Consider the following 23,121-nt stretch of genomic DNA (forward strand, 5'->3'; position numbering starts at 1 on the left):
TCGCGGATTATTATGGGCGGATTTTACCCCATTGGTGTCAACTTAAGCGTCTAGTTTTATATAAAAAATGCTTAGAGTCAGTATCTCGATTCCCCTAAATCCCCCTTAATAAGGGGAGTAGGGGTTGACTTTGAAGCCTCCACTTCCCCTATATTAAGGGGGAATTTGAAGACTCCAGTTATATCATGTCCGATCGAGTGACCGCGATTAAAAGGGCGGGTTTTTGAGATTGTTAATTATTGGCAGATATTTTTCGTGAACCCGCCCCTACCGTATTAGGGGTAATCGACCGGACATAATATTACCTCTTATTAAGGGGAGTAGGGGGTGACGCAAGAATGCTCTTACTCCCCCCTTATTAAGGGGGGGCCGGGGGGGATCTCCGGGTTTAAAAATACGCCATTGGGGGGGATAAAAGATACGTTGCTAACGTTAACAAAATTGGTATTACCTACTTATCAAGCTTTGAATTTGCCACCTTTTGCGGGGTCTGACCAATCGCAAGCAAAGCCTTTTGTTTCAGCTACAAACTGATTCCAAGGCACCGGATTCACTACTGCTGGCGTAGCAAAAGCGATGTTAAATAAACCGTCGTCTCTCACTTCGCCCAAGCGCACAAATTTAGAAAGGTGATGGTTAACATCCATCGTTACTGTGCCCCCCGGTGCGTCAAAGGTTTGACCCAAAGCGGCTGCCCGTACTTTTTCCAAATCGTCGGCTGTCCCTGCTTTTTCGACAGATTGCTTCCACAGGTAAACCATGATGTAAGCTGCTTCCATCGGGTCGTTAGTCACTCTATCTTTGCCGTATTTTGCCCTGAAAGCTTCCACAAATTTTGTATTGGCCGGAGATTCCACAGTCATGAAGTAATTCCAGGCGGCGTAATGGCCTTTAAGATATTCTACGCCGATCGCCTTTACTTCTTCTTCCGCAATACTGACCGACATTGACGGATATTTGTCCGGGCCCAAACCTGCACCCTGCAACTGTTTGAAGAATGCTACGTTGCTGTCGCCGTTGAGGGAATTGAAAATGACGCCGCCGTCTGGTAAAGCAGCCTTAATTTTACTAATAATTGGCGTGACTTCTGTCCCGCCCAAAGGAATGTAATCTTCCCCAACTAATTCGCCGCCTTTGGCTGCTAGCTGTGCCTTGATAATGGTATTTGCCGTGCGGGGGAAAACGTAGTCCGACCCGACTAAGAAGAATCTTTTCCCTTTATTTTCTAGCAGCCAGTCAACTGCTGGTTCGATTTGCTGGTTCGGCGCCGCCCCGGTATAAAAGATGTTCTTGGAGCACTCTTGACCCTCGTATTGTACGGGGTACCAAAGCATATGATTTTTTTCTTCAAATACCGGCAATACTGCTTTGCGGCTAGCGGATGTCCAGCATCCGAAGACGGTGACAACTCTATCTTGGTCGATCAATTTTTTGGCTTTTTCGGCAAAAGTCGGCCAGTCTGAGTTGCCATCTTCTATGACTGCTTCGATTTGTTTTCCGAGGACACCCCCAGCTTTATTAATTTCTTCGATCGCTAATTGTTCGGCATCGACAACGCTTTTTTCGCTGATTGACATCGTGCCGCTCAAGGAATGCAAAATTCCTACTTTGATCGTGTTTCCGCCCCCGGCTGCGGCTGGTGTAGTTCCTGTTGATGTGGGAGAAGCGGCGGGAGTTCCTGTTGGAGTGGGAGTTCTACAAGCTTTTAGAAATAAACTTGATGTGAGGGTAGCAGAACCGTATAAAAGAAATTTCCGTCGATCGAATCGCTTTGTCATTTTTTCTTGTTACTCTTGAATAGATGAGTCAGATGATTGAGAATAATAACACATAGCGACTTGATATTAAGACTCGCTTCAGCAGACTGTTGTATTTTTAGCTACAAAACTTATTGTTTTTGAGAAAATGAATGTTTTGTGGGGTTTGAAGGCAACTGCGGCAGAAACCGGGCTGATACCATTTTAGATTTTAGATTTTAGATTTTAGATTGACTGATGACATCAGGGTGGGGATCACGGGCTTACCGGATTTTTTTGGGAAACCGGGTTTAGACACCAAAATACGTCTTTTCAGCAATTAGTGTGTAATTAGAAACCCGGTTTCTTTACATAAATTATCTTATTGATGCTACCAGTTAGGCAGCAACCGGGTCGATCGCACAAAATAGAAAGCAGGTTTCTCACTCTCCACAGGTTCTTGATGCTAAAACTTAGGCCGCAACCGGGTCGATCGCCCAACATAGGCTTGTGTCAAAGCAGGTGACGATCGCACTTCGCTTTGAACTCAAAGCGAAGTGCGATCGTCACCTGTAGAAATGCCCCTGATTTATGGAGAATAGCGGACTCGAACCGCTGGCCTCTGCGGTGCGATCGCAGCGCTCTACCAACTGAGCTAATTCCCCTGATTGAGTTTTAATTTAGCATTTTAGATGCCGGATTGCCGAATCTAAAAGGCTTACAGGTCTTGCTGGCTCTCACGTTCGCAGACCGTCACCTACACTAGCACGTAACTGCTAAAAAGGTCAAGTGTTTTCTGCCGCTGACTCAGTGGGGGCGATCGAGCAAAGTGCGGCCACTCTATCCAACTCTAAATCAGCAAAATAGTCCACCGTCCAATTAGCTTGGCGCTGGATCATGTGAAACGGGTAAGTGTGAGTCACACCCGCAACCTGAATCCCCGCTTTTTTCGCCGCTTCAATCCCCGCAAAAGTATCTTCTATCGCCAAACACTCGATCGGTTGCAGCTTAAAGTCAGGATATTTCTGGTTGAGAAGTTCCACAGCCAATAGATAGCAATCGGGTGCTGGTTTGCTCGCCGTCAAGTCGTCGCCTGCGACAATTAACTCAAAGTTTGCTGCCAAACCGGCCCGATCTAACACCAATTCTATATCCGATCGCATGGCCCCGCTAACTACGGCCATTTTCAGTCCGGCAACCCGAATTTTGTCAATAAATTCTGCCAAACCCGGATAAATCGGCAGTTTCTCCAAAGTATCTATTTGAGCTTTGTAAGCTTCGGCCTTGCGCCGCAGCAGCCGATCGAGGTATGTTTCTGTCAGAAATCGTCCCCGGCGCTCGAGCAGTGCGGTAATGCAAGCGCGATTGCTCCTTCCTAAACAAACTTCTCGAACCTCCCCACGTTTGAGCTGGAGATTTTCATCGAGCATCAATCGATCGATTATTTTCTCGTGAATCGGCTCGTCATTAACAATCACACCATTAAAATCAAATAAAACTGCTTTTAGAGTCATTAGTCATTAGTCAGTAGTCATTAGTCATTAGTCATTAATCATCAGTCATTAGCAAGTTAGTAGGGGCGGGTTTTACCAACCATCTCAACCTAAAACTAACCATCTATAAAACCCGCCCCCAAAGGGCGAAAAATACACCTCAACAATACATCAAGCGGGAGCTGGAATGCCTGGTAAATCGCCATCAAAATCAGGAGTTCGATCGCCCCAATTCCACCCCCTCGCCACCTTTGCCTGTTCCAAATCTTCCCCCGGCAAAGGTTTCACGCCCTGCGTCACCTGATTAGTCCACCAGTGTTCGTGAGTTTGCACCGCCGCAAATCCAGCCGCCCCCGCCCAAGCATCGAGGCTGCCAGCCGCGTAAGACTTAATATAAGGCTCCTCAAAGATATCAGTCAGCCACTGTGTCTGCCGCAAAGTTTTTTGGTTTCCGTCCAAAATTGCCACTTGTCCCCCAACCTTCAGCAGCCGGAAGCTTTCTCGCAAAATTGCCCGCGATACAGCAGGCGGCGTCTCGTGAAACAGCAAGGAAGCTGCGACTAAATCGAAGCTGGCATCGCCAAAAGCAACGCTTTCGGCATTTCCGTGTAACCATTGGATATTTAAGCCGGCTTTTTGCGCTTTCATGTCGGCAACTACCAGCATATAAGGCGACAAGTCCAAGCCGACAACTTCCGCTTCGGGAAAGGCTTGCTTGAGCATGAGGGTTGTCGAACCGGTGCCGCATCCCAAATCGATAATTCGGCGCGGTTTCACCCGCACAGCGTCAATTAAACCTTGCCTGACGACTGTTTCGTGGGGAGGCAAAACATATTGCGTGATTGGATCGTAGGAAACGGCGGCACTGGGGTTGAGGTAGCCGCGTTTAATGCCGTGAAAGTTTTGGCTGGTGTAATATTCGGGATAAACTAAGTTCGGTTGTCGGTAGCGATCGCCCGCTGTTTCCCAGTCGATACCTTCGTAGAGTCGTTTCAGTGCTTCTTCGTCGATCGCCAGTCGAATCAGGGGCGACAAAAAGCGCTCGAAAATTGTATCCTTGCCAACAGCCATAAAACACCTTTAACAAAAACTCTTCTAATTTTAGCCAACGGCCGTAAATTTAGCATTAATTAAAAGTGTTGAGCCCCTCTTCCCTCTTCCCTCTATCCATTACCTCCGTTACAAAATCCGTGGGCTTCCTTTCCCACTTCCTGCTTATACGAGTTTAAAAAATGCAACTATAGACCCGATCTAAACTCTTATTTCATCAGTCATTCCCCAATCTCAAATCTCAAATCTATAATCTATAATCGTATTACTTCCCGTTAGTAATAGGAATTTTTACCAAACACTCCGTACCCCCGCCCGGAGGTTGAGAAATTTTGATGCTGCCGCCGTGTCCATCTACTACAATTTTGTAGCTAATTGCTAACCCCAAACCCGTGCCTTTGCCCACCTCTTTAGTAGTAAAAAATGGGTTAAAAATTTGGTCTTTAACGCTGTCGGGGATGCCGGGGCCGTTGTCGGCGATCGCCACTTTCAGAAATTTACCGCCATGTTCGCGAACTACTCCTGTGGAAATAGTAATAATTTTATCCAGGCGATCGATCTCGTTCAAAGCATCGATCGCATTACTCAGCAAGTTCATAAACACCTGATTGAGCTGAGAGGGATAGCACTCGACTGAAGGCACTTTTCCGTATTTCTTGACTATATAAATTCTATTTTTGATGCGGTTAGATAGCAGCAGCAAGGTATTTTCTATACCTTCGTGAATGTCCGCCAGCTTTTTGTCAGATTCATCCAGGCGAGAAAAGTTTCGCAAAGAAAGAACTATGCTGCGAATGCGTTCGGTTCCTATTTTCATGGAATTCAATATATGTGGCAAATCTTCCTCAATAAATTCCAACTCTATTTCTTCGCTAAAATCTTCGATTTCCTGGGGAACCTCTGGGAAGGCTTCTTTGTATAAACTCACCAATTCTAATAAATCTTTAGTATATTTGCTAGTGTGAGGCAAATTAGCCGAAATGAAGTTAACGGGGTTGTTGATTTCGTGCGCTATTCCAGCCACCATTTGACCGAGGGATGACATTTTTTCGCTCTGCACTAAATGAGTTTGAGTTTTTTTCAGTTCATTTAAGGCACTATTAAGCAGCTTTACTTGGTCTTGGGTTTGACTGTAAAGGTGAGCTTGAGTAATTGCGATCGCCAATTGGTCTGCTACAGCTTTTAACAGTTGGATTTCCTCCCGGCTCCAAAGCCAATGAGTAGCGTGGCTACAAATTAAATAACCCTGCGGCTGGTTCTGAGTCTGGACAGGTACGGCTAAATAGCTATTAGCTTTAAGTTCCGGCGGTTGAGTTACACCCTTCGCCCAAGTGTCGCTCGAAAGAATAATTGGTTCGCCTTGACCACTCCGTACTAACACATTTTCGAGAAAGTAAGACTCAAACTTTATTCCTTGTGTCGCAGAATGAGATGGGCAACATTCCCACAGGATTTGTAACGTTTTTTCTTGCGGTTTGTACCAACCAAAAGCCGCCCGTTCTAGGTGCAGCAAGCTTACTATTTCTTCAACTGTACTTTGCACAATTTTGTCTAATTCCAGGGAAGCGCGAATGCGTCCAGCAATCCGGTTGAGCATGGCTTCTCGCTCCGCTTGAGCGCGATTGTTTTCGGAGGAGTAAATTAGCCAAATTGCTGCTAGCATTGCCGGGACGAGCAGTCCGGCGACTACGGATGTCAGCAAATTTAATGCTTGCAGTTGGGATTCAATATTTTCGCGGGGAATTACTAAAGCCATCGACCAGTTAACTTCCTTGAGGGGAGCATAGGCCACATACACCCATTTGTTATCTATTTTGACCAGTTCGATGTTCGTCTGGCGGTTGATCATTTGCCGCGCAATTGTGGAGAGAGCGGGGTCTTTTGACTGTAAAAAGCTTGGGGCCTCCTGGTCGATATTTCCGATTAAGTTATTGTTGGGATGAACAATTGGCACTCCTTGTGAATTGAGCGCAAAAGCATAACTGTCAGAACCGTACAGCAAGCTGTTAGCGACAGATGTTACTCGGTCTAATTTAATGCTGCCTGAGAGGACTCCAATTACTTTATTGGGAGCGGGAGGAAAGGCCCAAATAGGAGCTGAAATAATAATCGTAGAAACTTTTGTACTGCGGCCTATCAGCGGGTCGGAAACGTTGAGCTGCCGGGCCATTGCTTTTTGAAAGTGTTGGCGGTCTTTGGCGTTGGCGCGGTTGCCTAGAGTGTTGATAAATGAGCCGTCGGGTTGAATTAATGACAGGATGAAATACTCTTTTAACCTGTAGATTTCTCCTTGCAACCGGGGTTCGACTAATTGCCAATTGAGAGTGCCAACCGTAGGATCGTAAGCAATGGTTTCTATTTCTGCTTTGCGGCTGCTTAGCCAGCGGTCGATTTCATCGGTGCCTTTTTCTAGTTTTAATAGTGCTATTTGCTTTAAATTGTCGAGAATTAGTCCGCGCACAAAAAAATAGCTGATGCAAGCAGTTGTGCTAATGGTTAAAGCGGTGGTACCCAGAATTAGCAGGGTCAGCAAATGGCGGCGCTGCCGTCTGTGTTGCCAAAGACTGTGCGCTTGCTGCCACTGCGATTGAGCAGAATTGCTGATGTTGTCCCAAAAGTGGCGTAGCTTTTTTGTTTGGTGTGGTGGCGGCGCAGACACAGATCCGGCTTGATTTGCTGGGTTTTGCATCATCAAATGTTCTCTCCGAATCAAATTCCTCAAACGGTATTGGTCATTTTGCAGAATTAATATCAGCCAAGTCGTGAGACCAGTTTCAGAAAATAATGCAACTGTAGGCCGGTGATCCCAACCCTGGTAGGCATCAGTGATTCCCAATCTCAAATCTCAAATCTCAAATTTAAAATGATATGACTTGCGTTCCTGACTGCAAACAATTCTGATTCCGATCGCACGCTTGCCTTCTATTTTGGCATCAGCTTTATATTTTGACCTTCTGTTTACCTAATTGAGGTAACAGCTTTACGATATCTTTAATATCTATATCGTTTGTATAACAAAATAATTATAAATAACACAGAGAAAACACGGACTTTTTTAAATTAGCAATGTATTATAAGGTAGAGGTAAATACTTATTGACAATTTTACTAATTTGCGCTGTGGTTTCAAGGGGAAATTTTTTCGTCTAAAGCTTTTTTTGCCAAGCGGGTTGCATAAACGGTGAGGGCGATCGTTGCTAGCAAACCAATGCCGTAGAGAGTCCACTCAGCAGCAGTGCGCGATCGCCCGCTAGATCCAAGTGCAGCCAAACTCCCAGCCAGGGAACCGATATAAACATACATGACAGTTCCGGGAATCATGCCGATCCAAGATGCGAAAAAATAATCTTTTAAAGATACCTGCGTGACTCCAAAAGCATAGTTCAGCAAATTAAACGGAAAAATGGGAGAAAGTCGCGTCAGCAGCACAATTTTCCATCCTTCAGAAGCAACTGCGGAGTCGATCGCCTTAAATTTTTGATTGCCCTCTATCTGTTTGGAAACCCAGTCGCGAGTTAAATACCGCCCTACCAAAAAAGCGCAAGTTGCGCCTAAAACTGAGCCGATGGAAACACAAACCGAACCGCCAACGACTCCGAACAAAACGCCAGAACCGAGAGTCAGCAAAGAACCGGGGATAAATAGAACCGTTGCTACAATGTAAATTAGAATAAAAGCTGCCGGGCCCCAAGGGCCGAGACTCGCGATCGACTCCAAGGCATTTTTCAGAATTCCTTGGAAGTTAAAAAACCTGGTCGCTGCAATTAAAGCCACAGCTAAACCAATCCCTAAAATCAGCTTCCACCTGTTGGATGGCGGCGGATTTTCATCAGGCGATCGCGAATCATTCATTACCTAAACTCCCCATTCATTCATTGCATACACCGTAAGGTTTGTCGTTGCGCTTTAGCGCTAAAAAACTTTGTAATAAAGCGCAACTTTTCCCTTAAATTAAATCAAAGTACCACCGCAGCTAGAACCGCTACCCGCCGTACAGCCGTAACAATAAGCAGCCGTTTGCACCTCTTGAATCACATCTAAACTGCCAGATTCGAGCAATTTAGCAGTATTTATCTTTTCCCCGCTGCCAGTTTTCGCCGGCAGATTTTCCATCTGGTTAAAATCGCAGTCGTAGACATTGCCCAAATAGTCGATCGACAATTCGTTACGACACATTAAATGTTCCAGAGTACCGGGATTAAAATTATCCTCCAAAAACCCCAGATAAGGCTTGTGAAGTTTCTTATGTTCCAAATGAAACTTAGTCCGTCCCACCGGCAAATTAGTAATCGCGAACAATTGATTAAAACAAATCCCAAAATGTTCGGCTAAATAAACCTTGTAATCTTGCTCTAACTTGCCTTGTTCCGGTGTTAGCGAAAACTTGTCTGTTGCCGGCACTTGTGGATTGTACACCAAATCCAGAGTTAAATTTGGGTTTTTCCCGTATCCCAACTGATTTAGCTTTTGCAGCGCCCGAATCGAACTGTCAAAAACACCGTTGCCGCGCATTTTGTCCACATTGTCAGCTTGGTAGCAGGGAAGCGACGCCACAATTCTGAGTAGGTTCTGCGCGCAATATTCGGGAATATCTTCAAAACCTTTTTCAAAGTAAATCGTCAAATTAGAACGAACAATTACCTCTTTACCTGCAGCCCTGGCAGCTTCCGCTAGCGGTTTAAAACCGTAAAGCATTTCGGGAGCACCGCCGGTGAGGTCAACAGTTTGAATTTGAGGAAAGCGGCGAATGATTTCAATTAATTGGTCGCAAATTTCCGGGGAAAGTTCTTCTGTTCGTTTCGGGCTAGCTTCTACGTGGCAGTGAGTGCAAGCGAGGTTGCAGCGTTTGCCGAGATTTATTTGTAAAACTGTAATCTGCTTTTTAGTTAAAGCTGAGTTAATTTTGTTTTTGAAAGGCGTGACTGCTGTCTGAATCATGTGCTAAACTTTTTAGTCTCTGCTCGCAACGGATTTAGAGGCGTTCCGACGGAACGCCTCTCATAATTTAGCACTAATTCTAATAGTTCTGGACGCATCAAAACCCAAGAAACCGGGTTTTTTGCCGTTTTTGCGGGATGTAAAGCGTCTTCTGGGAAAAAAACCCGGTTTCTGACCACCCGTGCGTGTAGGACGATTAATCTTACTTTAGAGAGTCAACTAATGTTTCAACTCGTGCTTTAATTTCATCTCGAACGCGGTGAAAAGTTTCGATGGGCTGTCCGTCGGGATCGTCGAGTTGCCAATCTTCAAACACTTCTCGCAATACCCACGCTTCGGGTAAATTCACACCGCAGCCGCAGAGAGAAATTACGGCGTCGTAGTCTTCTGCATTGAATTCCCTTAATGGGTTGGATGTTTGATCGGTGATGTCAATGCCGATTTCTGACATGACTTGAATTGCTGTCGGATGAACTCTGCTTGATTCTAACCCGGAACTGGTGACTCCAATCTTGCCGGCTCCGATGGTTTTAGCAAATCCTTCTGCCATTTGCGATCTGCAGGAGTTTCTTTTGCAAACAAACATTACTTTTTTCATGGTTTTTGTTGGTTGTTAGTTGTTAGTTGTTAGTTGTTAGTTAGATGTTTCAAGGGCGCGATTTGCTAGGGCGATCGCCTCTTTAGCTGCTTGTTCCTTGCGTTCGCTGTAGCGATCGGTCAAATAGTCGGTTTGCTCCCGCAACAGCAAGGTAAACTTGTACAGTTCCTCCATTACGTCGATCGCGCGATCGCGATAAGGCGAATCCTTCATCGTCCCATCATCGTTAAACTCCTGATAAGCCTTAGCAACCGAAGACTGATTCGGAATCGTAAACATCCGCATCCAGCGACCCAAAATTCTCAAAGTATTGACAGCATTAAAAGACTGCGAACCGCCGCTAACTTGCATCACCGCCAAAGTTCGGCCTTGAGTCGGTCTGACAGCCCCAATACTTAAAGGAATCCAGTCAATTTGATTTTTCATAATGCCGGTAATATTGCCGTGCATTTCTGGACTAGACCACACTTGACCCTCCGACCACAGGCTTAATTCCCGTAATTCTTGAACCTTCGGATGCGTATCGGGAACGCTACCATAAATCGGCAGTTCTAGAGGATTAAAAAATCGAACTTCTGCACCGAAGCCCTCAATAATTTGAGCCGATTCTTCCGCCAACAAGCGGCTGTAAGAACGATCTCTTAAAGAGCCGTATAAAAACAAAATTCTCGGTTTGTGCGTAAAACTTGTCATGCTACTTTCAATTAAAATCCCGAAATCCGTTAGATATTTCCCGATAAACTGCTACTGCTAATTGTGCTCCCCAAATCGGAGCAACCCAGTAAACCCAATGGTGGTTCCAAATACCGCCAATTAAAGCCGGGCCCAGAGACCGTGCCGGATTCATACTCGCTCCGGTAATCGGCCCCATAAATGCAGCTTCTAATCCTACAGTTAAGCCAATTGCTATCCCGGCAAAGCCGATGTGAGCGCGTCTATCTAATCCCGAACCGAGGATAACAAACATTAAGATAAAGGTCAAAACAGTTTCTAAAATTAGAGACTGCAACCAGTTACCATTGAGAGGGATAGTTGCACCGAGATTTGCTACTTTTCCTAGGGTAATTAGCAGCAGTTGAGAAGCTGCGATCGCACCCGCACACTGCGCTAAAACGTAAGGCAAAACTTTGTATTTTGGGAAAAAACCGCTCGCCCAAAACCCTAAAGTTACCGCTGGATTAAAGTGTGCGCCACTGATGTGTCCTAGGGCGTAAATCATCGCAGTTACTACTGCCCCAAATACAAAACTGACGCCTAAATGAGTTACGGAACCAGCGCTAGTTTTGTTAACCATCACCGCACCGGTGCCTGCAAAAACCAAAATAAATGTACCTAGAAATTCGGCGATCGCCTCTCGCCTGCAATCTGGCCGAGCACAACCTAACCTCTGAGCTGTTGCATCCATCGCTCTCAACTAATTGGTTCCATCCCATCATATCAATAAAAATTGATATGTCAATCCTCAAAGAAGCCCTATCAGTATTTGAGTGATTAAGAAATGTTGATGGGTTAACCCGCGTCGGAACAGGGGCGCGCCGGCAGGATCTGGCTGAAGCGGCGGTATTCGGCGAGGTACTGTTCGAGGGCGACAAACTGAGCTAAATTGAGGCTGTAGTAGATCCAGCGGCCTTCTTGGCGGCTGCGGACTAAAGCTGCATCCTTCAAGGCTTTGAGGTGGAAAGAGAGTTTAGGCTGAGGGACAGAAAGTCGATCGCACAAATCGCACACGCACAACTCCTGTTCCCGCAGCAACTCCAAAACCTGAATCCGCAGGGGGTCAGAAAGAGCGTGAAAGCCAGCAGCAATCAATTTATCTGCAACAAGTGGCGCGATCGGAGAATTTTTAACCATAAATTACCCTTAAATTTTTATTCAAAAACTCCCGGCGCGATTTCTGGTTTTTACCGTTAGATGCGATCGGGTTATCCTTTGATGACAATCTCAAATCAACGGCGAACTCTTTCTCTTCCAAGACTAACGATTAATTCTCTTACCGATGCAACACCCAGTAAGCGCAGCCGCTGATTGCAGCAGCAATTGGCAAGGTCAAGATCCATGATAGTAGAATCTGATAGAAAACGCGCACATTAGCTTTTTTTGAAATCAATCCTACACCAAAGATTGAGCCTACCGAAACATGGGTAGTAGAAACTGGAAGTCCATAGCGACTGGCAGCAATAACTAAAAATCCCGTCACTAAGTTTGCCACAAGCCCTTGACCTGTATTCATTACTGTAAGCTTTTTGCTCATTGTTTCGGCAACTTTTTTAGCATTCAATAAACCGCCTATCGCCATTCCCAAACCTACTGCTAAACTTCCCCACTGAACTGATATTGATTGACCGACTAACATCAGCGAAACAATTTTCGGAGTATCGTTCAATCCTCTGGCAAAACTGACTATTCCAGCACTCATAAAATGGCAAACATCCACTAATTTTTGGCTGGGAATTTGTAAGAAATTTCCCCGGTACCTTTGCGTGCATTTATCTAGAGAATCGACCGCGACATCAGCGGTTGTGATGCACTTCAGTATGTTAGTTGCATCGGGCTGGGGAATGGGAATAATCTGTTGAATTTGACCAGCGCAAATACACCATTCTTTCTGGATTCCTAAATAAACTCGCAGGTAGCGAGACAGCGCATAAATTAAAGCTCCTAATAGAATAGCAATCATGGGACTCAGCAACAAAGGCATTAGAAAATTTTTCTGCAATGCAGTCAAATTAACTTGAGTACCAATTGCTACTAAACCTGCACCGACAAGAGCACCTGTAAGACCGTGAGTTGTGGAAATAGGGAATCCAGTTAAGGTAGCAAGAATAACGGTTAAACCCGCAGCGATCGCGACTGCCAAATGAAAATCTGTGCCATTGGCGATATCGTCTGGAACTAGCCCTTTTCCCGAAAAGCTTTTTACCAGGGTTTGTGCTATAAAAATAGAAAATACTGAACCTGCAAAAGTTGTGATTGTTGCCCAACCAATTGCTGTTTTATAGTTGGTCGTCTGACTGCCAAACAGTGTCGCCACGCCTTTAAAATTATCATTAGCACCATTGCAGTATGCTAAAAAAAAGGTGGCGAGAAATAGCGCAATAAGTAACATTCTATCTATTACTCAAAATAAGTGTGGTTTATTTAAAACTGTTTTTGGCCCGGGCCGCTACAGCACAGAATTTGATTATATAGACACAGTTGCCTCAAATAAAATAATGAAAATATTAAGATTTGTTTAGGGAATAGGTGAGCGATCGCATCTTAATTTCGCGCAACATGGGCGCGATATTGAAGGATACTATAATTAAGGCGATCGCTTCAGGTACGCTCAACCCACCCATTCACTTAGGATTTTGTACCCGCGCCGGCACATCCGTGAGTCCAGCTTTCTGCATCAGCGAAATCACCCCTATAGATAGAATTCCCCCAATAATTGTCCCGACAACTACCAGGATAATAAAGACTTTTTGCAGAGTTTTTTTAGTTGCCGGGTGGTACTGTTTCGGCAATGCTTCACCTTGCTCGTCAACTTCTTGCTCCAAGGGGTCTAGCGGATTGGATGGATTTGAGTTAAAAGGATTGGGCGATTGATTCATGGCTGGCTTTGGTTAAAGGATATCAACAACTATTTTAACTTGCGATTTGCCCTCGCAGCTTAAATAATACATTCTGGTTTCACTCAAGACTCTATAAATTTTATTAAGATACCGAGAATTTTACCAACATTATTAATAAAATATTCGCTGGTGTCAATCTCGATCGCAATTCCTTCTAACTTGAAAAATTTCCAGATACTCCCAGTTGTCACCACTCCATAAATTATGTGAATGTCATTTTCTTGACGCTGGTTAAATATTTGTGCTGCGATCGTTTCTGCCATGCACTGTCCTAAGCCGGATTGGATGTTGTCATTTTTGGCTTCAACCAAGGCGATAACGGGGGATTCAATGACTAGCTGTTCCGGCGATCTGCTAATTAGAAAATCGCAATAACCGCTCAAACCCCTAGCAGCGTCTACATTGAATTCTCGACCGGAAAATAAACTTATCCGTTCCGGTAGCCGTTTTTTTATCTCAACTAATATTGGCGCGACAATTAGCTCGGAGCGAGCTTTTTCGGAATTAATTTCTAGTGCTAAAGGCAGATTGAATTGCAAAGTTTCTTGCAAAAAACTGCTGGGTTCTATTTCGGGAATGTCAGCAAACAAGCCCATCTTGCTCGAAAAGACGATGCCGAAAGAGGCCTTAATTTGTTCGAGACTAAATTGACTGTAGGGCATTTGACTCCCTCTCTCAAAACAATAATTTTTTCAAACATCGCAGCCGGGGCGGGTTGCTCTGATTTTACTACTTAAATTACAGATTTTAGTGAACCCGCCTCTACAAATTTTTACACTTCTGCTTTTGACAAACGATCAAGAGAAATTGTTGCCGCCTCAGATACTTGAGAATTACTATCTTTTTCTAAGTATTTCAAAGCCGAAACGCTCTTAACACTCGGCAAATTGCCCAAAGCTTCAGCCAGCCTCTGGCGGATCAGCCAATCTTCCGACTGAGCAAAATTGAGGATGCGATCGATCGCCCCAATATCTTTAATTTCCCCCAAAGCCGAAATTGCCGCCTGCTGGATCACCACTTGCTCGCTGTCGAGAGCTTTCAGCAGCACATCGCGGGCCCGGGGATCTTTGAGATTCCCCAGAGAAACAGCAGCACTGAAGCGCACCAGCCATTGAGTATCTTCGTAAAAAGCCCGCACCAAAGCATCAAAAGCTCTGATATCTTCCAGATAGCCCAAAGCACCCGCAGCGTCAGCGCGAATGCCGTAATCCGGGTCTGTTTCTAGCAATTTGACTAGAATAGGATAGCACTCTGCTGTCGGTTTCACGCCGAGAGCAAACACAGCCATCGATCGCACTTGCAAACTTTCATCGTTCAACACCTTTTTAATCAAAGGCACCGCCTCTGCAGCAGGCACATTCCGCAAGTTGGCCAAAGCCACCATTCGATCGGCGGAATTTTGGCTTTCTAACTTGGCTGCAATTTGCTCTAAGCTTAAAGTTGTCATTATGGGTAAATCTTGTAGTAAAACTTTACATTCGGGTTATTTTGATTATAGGGGAGTCTCAGGGGAAAAGCAGGCAGTAAAAACCGCCCTGCGTATTTGAGAAGAGTAAGATTGCGGATTAGTGAGACGATTAATCTAAAGCTCAGATTGCGTGGAAATAATCAATGAGAAAGTTTATTATTTAAATCCCAAGCACAGGCGAGGTGTTTCTGCCGTTCCCTAAGGCTTTGCCCGATAGTTAGCCGCCCTCTGACAACCTGCAATCAACTATGCCGTTCTACCACCCGCCCTTTTACTCCTCAGCCTTAGAACAAGCGATCGATCGCTACCCCCTCACTGCCGGGCCAGACACTTCCTTAGCAGTGGCGATCGCCCTGATGAGTCAGTTGCAAAACAGTTGTCCCCTAGTCAAAACACCTGTACCCTCAGACCGGGGGGCGATGACCGAAACATCCACGCCGGAAAAGGTGCGGGCCCGCTGCGTGTTCGTCGTGCAGAACCAGCAAACTATTACCACAGGCAACTTATCCGACAACCCCAGCCGCGGACTGTTAATCGGCATATTAACTCCCGCCGACCTAGTGAGGCTGATAGCTTCTGGCACAATAGACAACCAGCACAAAGTAGCCCTGCACAAAATACCAATTTCCGAAGTGATGTCGCCGGTGTCGGTTTCCCTCACAGAATCCGATGACCAAGACGTGTTTACCGCTTTATCCTTATTTCGCCAGCACAAGATTCGCTATTTGCCGATCGTCAATCAATTTCGCCACTTGGTAGGAGTGCTGACACGGGAAAGAATTCGCCAAGTATTGCAACCTTCAAACATTCTTAAATTGCGGCGGGTAGCAGAATTAATGACTACGCCAATTACAGCGCCTCACACCGCCTCGCTGCTGACCATAACCGAACTGATGTCAGAGCATCAAGTCAGTTGCGTAGTGATTACAAAAAACAAAGAATTAACAATGGAGAAGCCCAAAGATGACTATACCTCCATTTTTCACTATTCCTTTCACCAACCCCTGGGAATTATTACCGAATATGACCTTGTGCAGGCACAGTTTCTCGAACTAAATTTCCAGCAAACCCCAGCTCAAAAAGTTATGAGAACTCCCCTGCAATTTCTTCAACCCTCCGATTCTCTATGGACGGCGCACAAAGAAATGCAGCAGCAACAAGTGCAGCGGTTGGTCGTGTGCGGCGGGCGCGGAGAACTGTTGGGGATTATTACTCAGACCAGCTTGCTCAGAGTCCTCGACCCCACCGAAATGTACCGAGTTGTCAAACAGTTGCAGCAGTCGGTTTATCAACTGCAAGCCGAAAAAGTGGAACTGCTGCAAAGCCGCAACGCCAAACTGGAACAGCAGGTGCGGGAACGGACTGCAAAACTCCACGAACAATTGCAGCGCGATCGCCTGTTAACTCACATTTCCTTGCGGATTCACCAATCCTTAAACCTCGAAGAAATTCTCAACGCCAGCGTCGATGAAGTCCGCCAAGTTTTGCAAGCTGATCGAGTAGCAATCCTGCATTTAGAGTCCAGCAATTACGGTATTGTAGTGGCAGAATCCGTTGCCGAAAAATGGCCTTCAATCTTGGGAGAAATCATGCCGGATAATATTTGGCAAGAAGCTGCTTCGGTGATAGAACAGGAAATTTATGCCGTCCCCGACATCGACCAAGCCTGTTTGATCGCCGAAAAATATGCGCGGTTTCAGCAAGCGCAAATCAAAGCTTATTTGATTGTACCAATTTTGCAAGACGGCAATTTGTGGGGGATGATGTGTGTCCATCAGTGTTCCCAATCCCGGCAGTGGCAGCCTTCGGAAGTGGATTTGCTGCTGCAACTGGCAACTCAAATCGCGATCGCCATTCAGCAAGCCCAACTCTATCAGCAAGTCCAAAATCTCAACACCGACCTCGAACGCCAAGTCCAAGAACGCACCGCAGAATTGCAGCAAAAAGTTCACGAACTCCAGCATTTAAATGTCCTCAAAGATGAATTTCTCAGCACAGTTTCTCACGAACTGCGGACGCCTTTAGCTAATATAAAAATGGCTATTCATATGCTGAGAATTTCTCCCACAGTCGATCGACGCCAGATTTACCTAGAAATTTTAGAAACAGAATGTACTAGAGAAACAGATTTGATTAATGCTTTGCTAGATTTGCAGCGGCTCGAAGCCGCAACTTGCCCGATCGACCTCGAACCAGTAAACTTAGAAGTCTGGCTGCCTACTATTATCGACCCGTTTTACACCCGGGCCCACGACCGCCACCAGGATTTGCGAGTAGAGTGCGATCGCCACCTCCCCACGATCAGTTCCAACCGCGCTAGTTTGGGACGAATTTTAGCCGAGCTCCTCAACAATGCCTGCAAATATACTGCCAATGACGGCGAAATTTTTCTGAAAGTTGAGTGCAAAAACGGAGACTGGGAACAAGAAGGACAAAGGACTAATTCACGAGAAGCAAGTGCTGTGGCTTCAGAAATCCAATTTACACTCAGCAATCAATCGTCCATTTCCATAGAGGAATTGCCTCGAATTTTTGAGAAATTTTATCGAGTTCCCAACGCAGATCCTTGGAAACAAGGAGGTACAGGTTTGGGTTTAGCTTTGGTTCAAAAACTTGTGGAACAGTTGCAAGGAAAAATTGAGGTTGAAAGCAGGAATGGCTGGACTAATTTTATCGTCACATTTCCTACCAACCCGGATGGAAATTAGTCCGCCATCAATCAATTTTCGATTTTCGATTTTCGATTTTCGATTTTCGACTTCGGCCTGAGAGGTTCGCCGAGCGCTTAGTCAAGTCGCGCTCAGTCGAACGATTTTCGATTTTCGATTTACTCCACAGACGAATCTGGGAGTTTGAACAAGAGTCTAAAATTTTGGGATTTCCATGACTACGAATTTCAAAGGTGGTACCCGCCACGTGATTTATCCGTGGAATCAATCCAAAATCGAAAATCAAAAATCCTCAAGAAAGAGCATTTATCCGTGGGGTCGCCTCTAAAATCTAAAATCTAAAATCGATTGACTCCTGTCGGGGGCTGGTATCCTTTTTTGGGGGTCATCTTTGTTGGGTGTCACTCTTTCTTAGGAGCTAGTTTGCGGATACGAGACGGTGCTGGTGTCAAATTCAAATATTCATTTTTATCTTCAACAACAACTGATGATCTCGATGCTGGATACTTCTTGCGTTTAGGGGCATGATTCGCAACTGTTCCCAAGCATGGTATGCCAAAATTTTCTAATTGACTGAAAACTTTTTGGACTACTGAAAAGGAAACCTGCTTAATTGCTACAACCATCAGTATGCCATCGGTGCGCGCCGCTAAAAAATTCGTATCTTTACTGTCAACGAGCGGCGGCGTATCGTAGATAACTAAGTCAAATTTTGCGTGAAGTTCTTCCATTAAATACTGCATCCCAGATGATGCCAGCCGTCGGGCAGTACCAGGATTCGGGAGACCAGCAGTTAATACAAAAAGATTATCTGCTAGATGCGATCGTTGGATAATTTCATGGGGTTCGTTTTTATTGTCGAGCAAGTTGCTCAATCCCTTGACATTAGGCAGTTCCAACAGCAAGTGCAGGCTGGGGGAATGCAAATTCGCGTCTACTAACAGCACTCGCTGACCCGCCAGCGCTGCCACGTGAGCTAAGTTTAAAGCAACGGTAGATTTGCCTTCGCCAACTGTAGCCGAACCAATTGCCAAAGAGCGAATCGTTCGATTTGAAGAAAGAAAGCGGATATTAGTATAAAGAGAGTCAAAAGCTTCTATAAATTCCGCAGCAATTTTCTTATTCCCCTCTTTTCCTTCAATATAAGCATAGGCATTAGCAATAGAAGGCGGCAATTTTCTAGCATTTTTGTCCAGAGGAATTGCTCCCAATAAAGGGGCTTCAACCGCATCTTTAACGTCATCAGCACAGTAGAAAATATTGCGGAACTTTTCAATGAGGATAGCAGCTCCCAGACCCAAAACTAGCGCTCCAACAACTGCCATCAAAAATTTGTTTTTAGCTTTCGATGGAACAGTCATCAACTGGCCCTTCTCATCCTCCGGTATCCGTGGTTCAGAAATTATTTCCCAAGGTACTTGGCTTTGAGCGGCTTGGACGCGCAGAGTTTCCCGCTGGCTTAAAAGTTGATCGCGGGTGCGGGCGGCTACTTCTAGTTGCTGTTGCAGTTCGTTGTAGCGGCGGGCTATGGTGGGGAATTCTGTTGCTTGCCTGTTTAAATTGTTTTTAGTTTGGGTGATTGCTTGAAGGCGAGCTTCTAAGACTTCTACTTGGTTAGCAGTATCAACCAATTGTTTAATCAAGCCTATGCGAATAGAATTTTGAAAATTCTGAACTTTAGAATTGGCTTGGGCGCCTACTAAATTTTGCCCCAAAATTCGCTCAGTTTGCTGGTTAAGCAAAGCTACTAAATTTTCCCGCTTGCGCTCTAAAGCTTCCACTATAGGGTTAGCCGATTTAAAACGAGCTGTTTCTACAGCAATCTGACCTTCTACTTCCTTAACCTTGGTCAGCAACTCTTTATATTGAGGTTCTTCGCTTAAAGCTGAAGCAGCAATAGCTTCATTTGGTGTAAAATCTAATTGTTTTTGCAAGTTAGCGTACAGCGTTTTCTGTTCTTGCAGTAGCCTTTGAGTTTCTAACTCTAAAGTTTCTACGGTACGAACTTGCTCTATTAATTGCGCGCCTTGTTCTTGAGGGTTGGTAATCTTTTGCTGCTGCTGTATAACCTGTAACTCCGATTTCAGGTTGTTTACGCGCTTATTGAGTCCCGGAAGCTGGTCTTCAATAAATTTAACACCTTCACCAATCCGAGTCTTGCGTTCATCAAGACTGTACTTTAAATATTTCTTTTTAGTTTCTTGTAAAACGAACTCAACAAATTTAGGGTCATTCCCCATGAAGCGAACTTCCAAAATTTTAGTGAGCGTCATCTGATCTTCTCCCATCCGCACAACGACTAATTCTTTTTGAAGAAGTTTCTCAGTAAATTGTGGATATCGTTTTTGGACTTGTTTAACAATAGCCCCCAGCATCTGAGGACTCTGGAGAATTTGAAGTTGAGTTGCGTAGTCCAAACTAAAAAAATCTCGATTAGGTACTCCACCCCCCTCGCTACGATTGGCTAGGGCAGAGGGATCAGCAATTCTTGCCTCCGTTGTCACGGGTTCGACTAGCATCCGAAAATCGCCTTGATATGTTTTCTTGCCTCCCTTGATCTGATAAAAAGCTCCAGCGCCTACTAGACCTATAATCCCAATAATGATTAGGGCTTGTCGCTGAAAAGTCCTCAATAACGGTTTTACATTCAATCCTTTCTGAGGCTGCGCGCTTAACTCTTCTCCCTCGTCAACGGAAAATTGCTGCACCTGTCTGCTCTGGTTGCTAATGGGTACGATATGAGCGTCCTGTTCTCTTTCCATGTTGACCTCTTGGATATTTTGTGGGTAAAATCAGCTTTCTTCTGCGAGCCTTCAGGTTGATACTTTGAGCATTGGCTTAAGGATATCACACGAAATTATTGGTTGGTCGAGCCCACTTCCTTCTAATAGTTCTCACTACTTTCACATAGTATACAAAAATAACTAAATCCCTATGCTATGCCGGCGGCAAAAGTTATTTTACGACTGCTGGAGAGTTATATCAGACTGCATTTGGGTCGGCTGCGTTGTGGTTGTATTTAGGGTTTCCGGGCGACGAAGCCAACTTTTGCAGGTGTTGCTTAGCTTCGCGACAGGGGGTTCAATAACTTTACCAAACTTTTACAATTGACCGTAACACCTCAGCCGCTGCTGGCGCTGGTATTGGTTTGTCCTCTATGCCATTTTTCGGTTCGCAGTCCAGGGCAGAAGCATTTGTTAACTTATGCGCTAACTGACCGGCTAAAAGGTTTTGCATTTCCCATGTAGATAGAATTAGCCACATTCAGCAGATTTTTGGGAACGGCAACTAATCGAATCAATTTCCGAGAAAAATCTGTTTCTTCTTTTAATTATAAACTTTTGGAGGGGCTAGCTGACTGAATTAATTATATTGGCTTACTTATAATTATATCACAAACTACTCTCTATACTGCGCGACAGACATAAAAGTTAATAATTTGTGTTCTCAAGCCCGATCGACATCTCGAACAACTCAAGCCTTCAGGGTTTTTCTACCGGGGCAGATGGGGCGGCGCGATTTATGTATTTTCGTAAAAAAACTAGGTTTCTGGGTTGCGGGGCTATTACTAAAACTCTCCCTGTTATTCGCCCTCCAAGCAAGCTATAGCAATCCTTTCGGGAAACGCGAAACTCGCTTTTTTGAATTAACCGATGCCATAATAAGATGACAAATTGTTAAACAAAAAGAAGAGTTCGCACAGAATGGGACGATTGCTATTGCTCTCGCTCGGATTAGCTCTTCGTAGTTGTTATTTTGCGTTTTTACTAATTACCAAATACTCCTTATTAGCGCTTACTGATTTTGTGCTTTTCTTTCTCGCAGTTTCAGCAATATTTCTGCATGAACTTCGCGGGTTATAGGATAAAAATATGTAAGAATCATGCCAGCAATTAAAGCAATTGTGGGCAGCGGCCCGATTGCAACTCGAATCGCAAACAGTGCCGACTCTGGCTGTACGGGTGCAGGCTGTCCCGGAACTGTAGATAGAAATCCAGCTCCTTCTAATGCTTGGCCTACCAACCACAAACCCACTGCTAATCCGATTTTTTGCAGCAGTACCATGAATGAATAAAAAATGCCTTCGCGTCTTTCTCCGGTTTGCAATTCGTCGAGTTCGATCACATCCGGTATCATCGACCAAGGTATTAGATAAGCCGTGGAAACTCCGACACCGGCCATGACTGCTAGCAGGTACATCTGCAATACTTGTCCTGGTTGGAGGAAAAACAGTCCAGCTTGGGCAATAATCCACAAACTCATGCCCATAAAATATACTGCTTTTTTGCCGTATCGATCACTGACCTTTCTCCAAACAAATAGCATGATTAATGCAGTGCCTTGAACTGCGATCGCAACCAAGCTAAAAACGTCTTCGGGCTGTTGCATCCAGTTAACAACAAAAAAGGGAATAATAGTAGCAGTCAACTGCACTCCCAGCCAAGAAAAGAGATAAATTCCAATGACGTACAAAAAAGGACGATTGCTAAATACAACCCGCAACTGTTCTTTCAGCGGCAAGGAGGTAGAATTATCTGCCTCTGGGTTTTCTAATAGTTGGGCTGCGACGTGCTTGCGAGTTCCCCAAACGCACCAGTACAAAGGCAATACAGAGATAACTGCACAGATTGCAGCTAATACTAAATATTTTTGATTCGGGTTGTTTTGAAATACAATAAAGATATGTCGAGCTAATAGTAAGGAAAAGATGCTGCCGCCAATGGAGAAAGCAAATCTAAAACTATTAAGGCTAGTGCGTTCGTTGTAGTCTTGAGTAAGTTCTGGAGTCAGGGCAGTGTAGGGAAGATTGACAGCCGTGTAGGCGGTGTTGAACAAAATGCTGATTCCAACATAGTACCAAAATAACACTGTGTGATCCGTGCTAGGTACAATCCACTGCAATACGAAGAATATGCCGAAGGGAATGCCACCATATATTATCCAAGGATATCGGCGGCCCCAAGGGTGAGAAGTGCGATCGCTCAAAACGCCCACAATCGGGTCATTTATGGCATCCCAAACCTTGCCAACTACCAAAATATTACTGGCTAAGCCGGCCGGTAAACCAGCGACATTGGTAAAGAAAACTAGGAGGTAAAATGCCAAAACATTAGCGGTAATTGCCGGGCCGAGGTCGCCGGCACCGTAAGCTAATTTTGTTGAGAGGCTGAGTTTTTTTGTTTTGGGGTTGTCGGCGGCTGGTCGAGGCCCGGAAGTGTTGCTCATAAACTTTAATTTCGAGATTTTTTGGCAGTCACAGTCTTTCCAGTAGGAGTATAACTCGCGCTACGCCCTAATACTAAGTTTTTTGTAGCGATCTGGATTATTCTGAAGACTGGGTAATTGGTAATTGGTAATTGATAGATTTGTAGGGGCGGGTTCACCAACAATAATCGCCCCAAAACAAACAATCTCAAAAACCCGCCCCCACCCAACAAACAAGCCAAATTTACGTTTAGATTTACGGTGGGGTGGGGGCGGGTTTATATAAATAGTCGGTCATTGTTATGTATGGTTTGTGAACCCGCCCCTACAACGTTGTGGTAATTCGAGCGA

The 23,121-nt window shown here is 44.9% G+C and carries 17 protein-coding genes and 1 tRNA gene; 1 reads left to right on the forward strand and 17 read right to left on the reverse strand.

The annotated features are described in order from the left end of the window. Window positions 1-458: 458 nt before the first annotated feature. The 15 genes from urtA to QUB44_RS00380 form a co-directional block, all read right to left on the reverse strand. The gene (urtA, locus tag QUB44_RS00310) at window positions 459-1,778 is read right to left on the reverse strand and encodes an urea ABC transporter substrate-binding protein (protein WP_333361675.1); all 1,320 of its coding nucleotides are present in this window, start codon (window positions 1,776-1,778) and stop codon (window positions 459-461) included. Window positions 1,779-2,328: 550 nt separating this feature from the next. Next, window positions 2,329-2,401 (reverse strand) — tRNA-Ala (locus tag QUB44_RS00315). A 120-nt stretch (window positions 2,402-2,521) separates the two neighbouring features. After that, complete coding sequence (locus QUB44_RS00320; RefSeq protein ID WP_333361676.1) at window positions 2,522-3,250, reverse strand: HAD family phosphatase; 729 nt, start codon at window positions 3,248-3,250, stop codon at window positions 2,522-2,524. Window positions 3,251-3,400: 150 nt separating this feature from the next. Next, the gene (locus QUB44_RS00325) at window positions 3,401-4,300 is read right to left on the reverse strand and encodes a methyltransferase domain-containing protein (RefSeq protein WP_333361677.1); all 900 of its coding nucleotides are present in this window, start codon (window positions 4,298-4,300) and stop codon (window positions 3,401-3,403) included. A gap of 244 nt (window positions 4,301-4,544) precedes the next feature. Continuing rightward, entirely contained in the window at window positions 4,545-7,115 is a 2,571-nt protein-coding gene (locus tag QUB44_RS00330) for an ATP-binding protein (RefSeq protein WP_333361678.1), read from the reverse strand. A 289-nt stretch (window positions 7,116-7,404) separates the two neighbouring features. Further along, complete coding sequence (locus tag QUB44_RS00335) at window positions 7,405-8,130, reverse strand: TVP38/TMEM64 family protein (RefSeq protein WP_333361679.1); 726 nt, start codon at window positions 8,128-8,130, stop codon at window positions 7,405-7,407. A gap of 99 nt (window positions 8,131-8,229) precedes the next feature. Next, window positions 8,230-9,216 carry an arsenosugar biosynthesis radical SAM (seleno)protein ArsS gene (gene arsS, locus QUB44_RS00340; protein ID WP_333361680.1) on the reverse strand — a complete coding sequence of 329 codons (987 nt, stop codon included), beginning with the start codon at window positions 9,214-9,216 and terminating at the stop codon, window positions 8,230-8,232. 202 nt (window positions 9,217-9,418) lie between these two features. After that, the gene (gene arsC / locus QUB44_RS00345) at window positions 9,419-9,814 is read right to left on the reverse strand and encodes an arsenate reductase, glutathione/glutaredoxin type (protein ID WP_333361681.1); all 396 of its coding nucleotides are present in this window, start codon (window positions 9,812-9,814) and stop codon (window positions 9,419-9,421) included. 36 nt (window positions 9,815-9,850) lie between these two features. Further along, the gene (gene arsH / locus QUB44_RS00350) at window positions 9,851-10,507 is read right to left on the reverse strand and encodes an arsenical resistance protein ArsH (RefSeq protein WP_333361682.1); all 657 of its coding nucleotides are present in this window, start codon (window positions 10,505-10,507) and stop codon (window positions 9,851-9,853) included. A 7-nt stretch (window positions 10,508-10,514) separates the two neighbouring features. Next, complete coding sequence (locus QUB44_RS00355; protein WP_333361683.1) at window positions 10,515-11,219, reverse strand: MIP/aquaporin family protein; 705 nt, start codon at window positions 11,217-11,219, stop codon at window positions 10,515-10,517. 104 nt (window positions 11,220-11,323) lie between these two features. Then, on the reverse strand, window positions 11,324-11,665 hold the full coding sequence (locus QUB44_RS00360; protein WP_333361686.1) for a metalloregulator ArsR/SmtB family transcription factor: 342 nt from the start codon (window positions 11,663-11,665) through the stop codon (window positions 11,324-11,326). A gap of 139 nt (window positions 11,666-11,804) precedes the next feature. Then, complete coding sequence (locus QUB44_RS00365; RefSeq protein ID WP_333361689.1) at window positions 11,805-12,920, reverse strand: inorganic phosphate transporter; 1,116 nt, start codon at window positions 12,918-12,920, stop codon at window positions 11,805-11,807. A 232-nt stretch (window positions 12,921-13,152) separates the two neighbouring features. Beyond that, window positions 13,153-13,407, reverse strand: coding sequence for a hypothetical protein (locus tag QUB44_RS00370; RefSeq protein ID WP_333361692.1), 255 nt, complete (start codon window positions 13,405-13,407; stop codon window positions 13,153-13,155). Between the two features lie 83 nt (window positions 13,408-13,490). Then, entirely contained in the window at window positions 13,491-14,090 is a 600-nt protein-coding gene (locus tag QUB44_RS00375; protein ID WP_333361694.1) for a hypothetical protein, read from the reverse strand. Window positions 14,091-14,200: 110 nt separating this feature from the next. Next, complete coding sequence (locus tag QUB44_RS00380) at window positions 14,201-14,875, reverse strand: HEAT repeat domain-containing protein (RefSeq protein WP_333361698.1); 675 nt, start codon at window positions 14,873-14,875, stop codon at window positions 14,201-14,203. A gap of 269 nt (window positions 14,876-15,144) precedes the next feature. Here QUB44_RS00380 and QUB44_RS00385 point away from each other — a divergent pair, with 269 nt between their 5' ends. Next, on the forward strand, window positions 15,145-17,604 hold the full coding sequence (locus tag QUB44_RS00385; protein ID WP_333361701.1) for a CBS domain-containing protein: 2,460 nt from the start codon (window positions 15,145-15,147) through the stop codon (window positions 17,602-17,604). Window positions 17,605-17,966: 362 nt separating this feature from the next. Here the strand turns inward: QUB44_RS00385 and QUB44_RS00390 are convergent, their stop codons facing one another. Together QUB44_RS00390 and QUB44_RS00395 are read right to left on the reverse strand one after the other, a co-directional pair. Then, window positions 17,967-20,327, reverse strand: a complete 2,361-nt coding sequence (locus tag QUB44_RS00390; RefSeq protein WP_333361704.1) for a polysaccharide biosynthesis tyrosine autokinase — start codon at window positions 20,325-20,327, stop codon at window positions 17,967-17,969. A 1,033-nt stretch (window positions 20,328-21,360) separates the two neighbouring features. Then, complete coding sequence (locus QUB44_RS00395; RefSeq protein WP_333361707.1) at window positions 21,361-22,791, reverse strand: MFS transporter; 1,431 nt, start codon at window positions 22,789-22,791, stop codon at window positions 21,361-21,363. Window positions 22,792-23,121: the final 330 nt, after the last annotated feature.

The sequence above is a fragment of the Microcoleus sp. AT3-D2 genome (genome assembly GCF_036705715.1).
In the GTDB taxonomy this organism is placed as follows: Bacteria; Cyanobacteriota; Cyanobacteriia; order Cyanobacteriales; family Microcoleaceae; genus Microcoleus.

Excerpts from the sequence above, each read along its gene's own strand:
- urtA (WP_333361675.1), bottom strand. The coding sequence starts at position 1,778 with ATGACAAAGCGATTCGATCGACGGAAATTTCTTTTATACGGTTCTGCT.
- QUB44_RS00320 (WP_333361676.1), bottom strand. The coding sequence starts at position 3,250 with ATGACTCTAAAAGCAGTTTTATTTGATTTTAATGGTGTGATTGTTAAT.
- QUB44_RS00325 (WP_333361677.1), bottom strand. The coding sequence starts at position 4,300 with ATGGCTGTTGGCAAGGATACAATTTTCGAGCGCTTTTTGTCGCCCCTG.
- QUB44_RS00335 (WP_333361679.1), bottom strand. The coding sequence starts at position 8,130 with ATGAATGATTCGCGATCGCCTGATGAAAATCCGCCGCCATCCAACAGG.
- arsS (WP_333361680.1), bottom strand. The coding sequence starts at position 9,216 with ATGATTCAGACAGCAGTCACGCCTTTCAAAAACAAAATTAACTCAGCT.
- arsC (WP_333361681.1), bottom strand. The coding sequence starts at position 9,814 with ATGAAAAAAGTAATGTTTGTTTGCAAAAGAAACTCCTGCAGATCGCAA.
- arsH (WP_333361682.1), bottom strand. The coding sequence starts at position 10,507 with ATGACAAGTTTTACGCACAAACCGAGAATTTTGTTTTTATACGGCTCT.
- QUB44_RS00355 (WP_333361683.1), bottom strand. The coding sequence starts at position 11,219 with ATGGATGCAACAGCTCAGAGGTTAGGTTGTGCTCGGCCAGATTGCAGG.
- QUB44_RS00360 (WP_333361686.1), bottom strand. The coding sequence starts at position 11,665 with ATGGTTAAAAATTCTCCGATCGCGCCACTTGTTGCAGATAAATTGATT.
- QUB44_RS00365 (WP_333361689.1), bottom strand. The coding sequence starts at position 12,920 with ATGTTACTTATTGCGCTATTTCTCGCCACCTTTTTTTTAGCATACTGC.
- QUB44_RS00370 (WP_333361692.1), bottom strand. The coding sequence starts at position 13,407 with ATGAATCAATCGCCCAATCCTTTTAACTCAAATCCATCCAATCCGCTA.
- QUB44_RS00375 (WP_333361694.1), bottom strand. The coding sequence starts at position 14,090 with ATGCCCTACAGTCAATTTAGTCTCGAACAAATTAAGGCCTCTTTCGGC.
- QUB44_RS00380 (WP_333361698.1), bottom strand. The coding sequence starts at position 14,875 with ATGACAACTTTAAGCTTAGAGCAAATTGCAGCCAAGTTAGAAAGCCAA.
- QUB44_RS00385 (WP_333361701.1), top strand. The coding sequence starts at position 15,145 with ATGCCGTTCTACCACCCGCCCTTTTACTCCTCAGCCTTAGAACAAGCG.
- QUB44_RS00390 (WP_333361704.1), bottom strand. The coding sequence starts at position 20,327 with ATGGAAAGAGAACAGGACGCTCATATCGTACCCATTAGCAACCAGAGC.
- QUB44_RS00395 (WP_333361707.1), bottom strand. The coding sequence starts at position 22,791 with ATGAGCAACACTTCCGGGCCTCGACCAGCCGCCGACAACCCCAAAACA.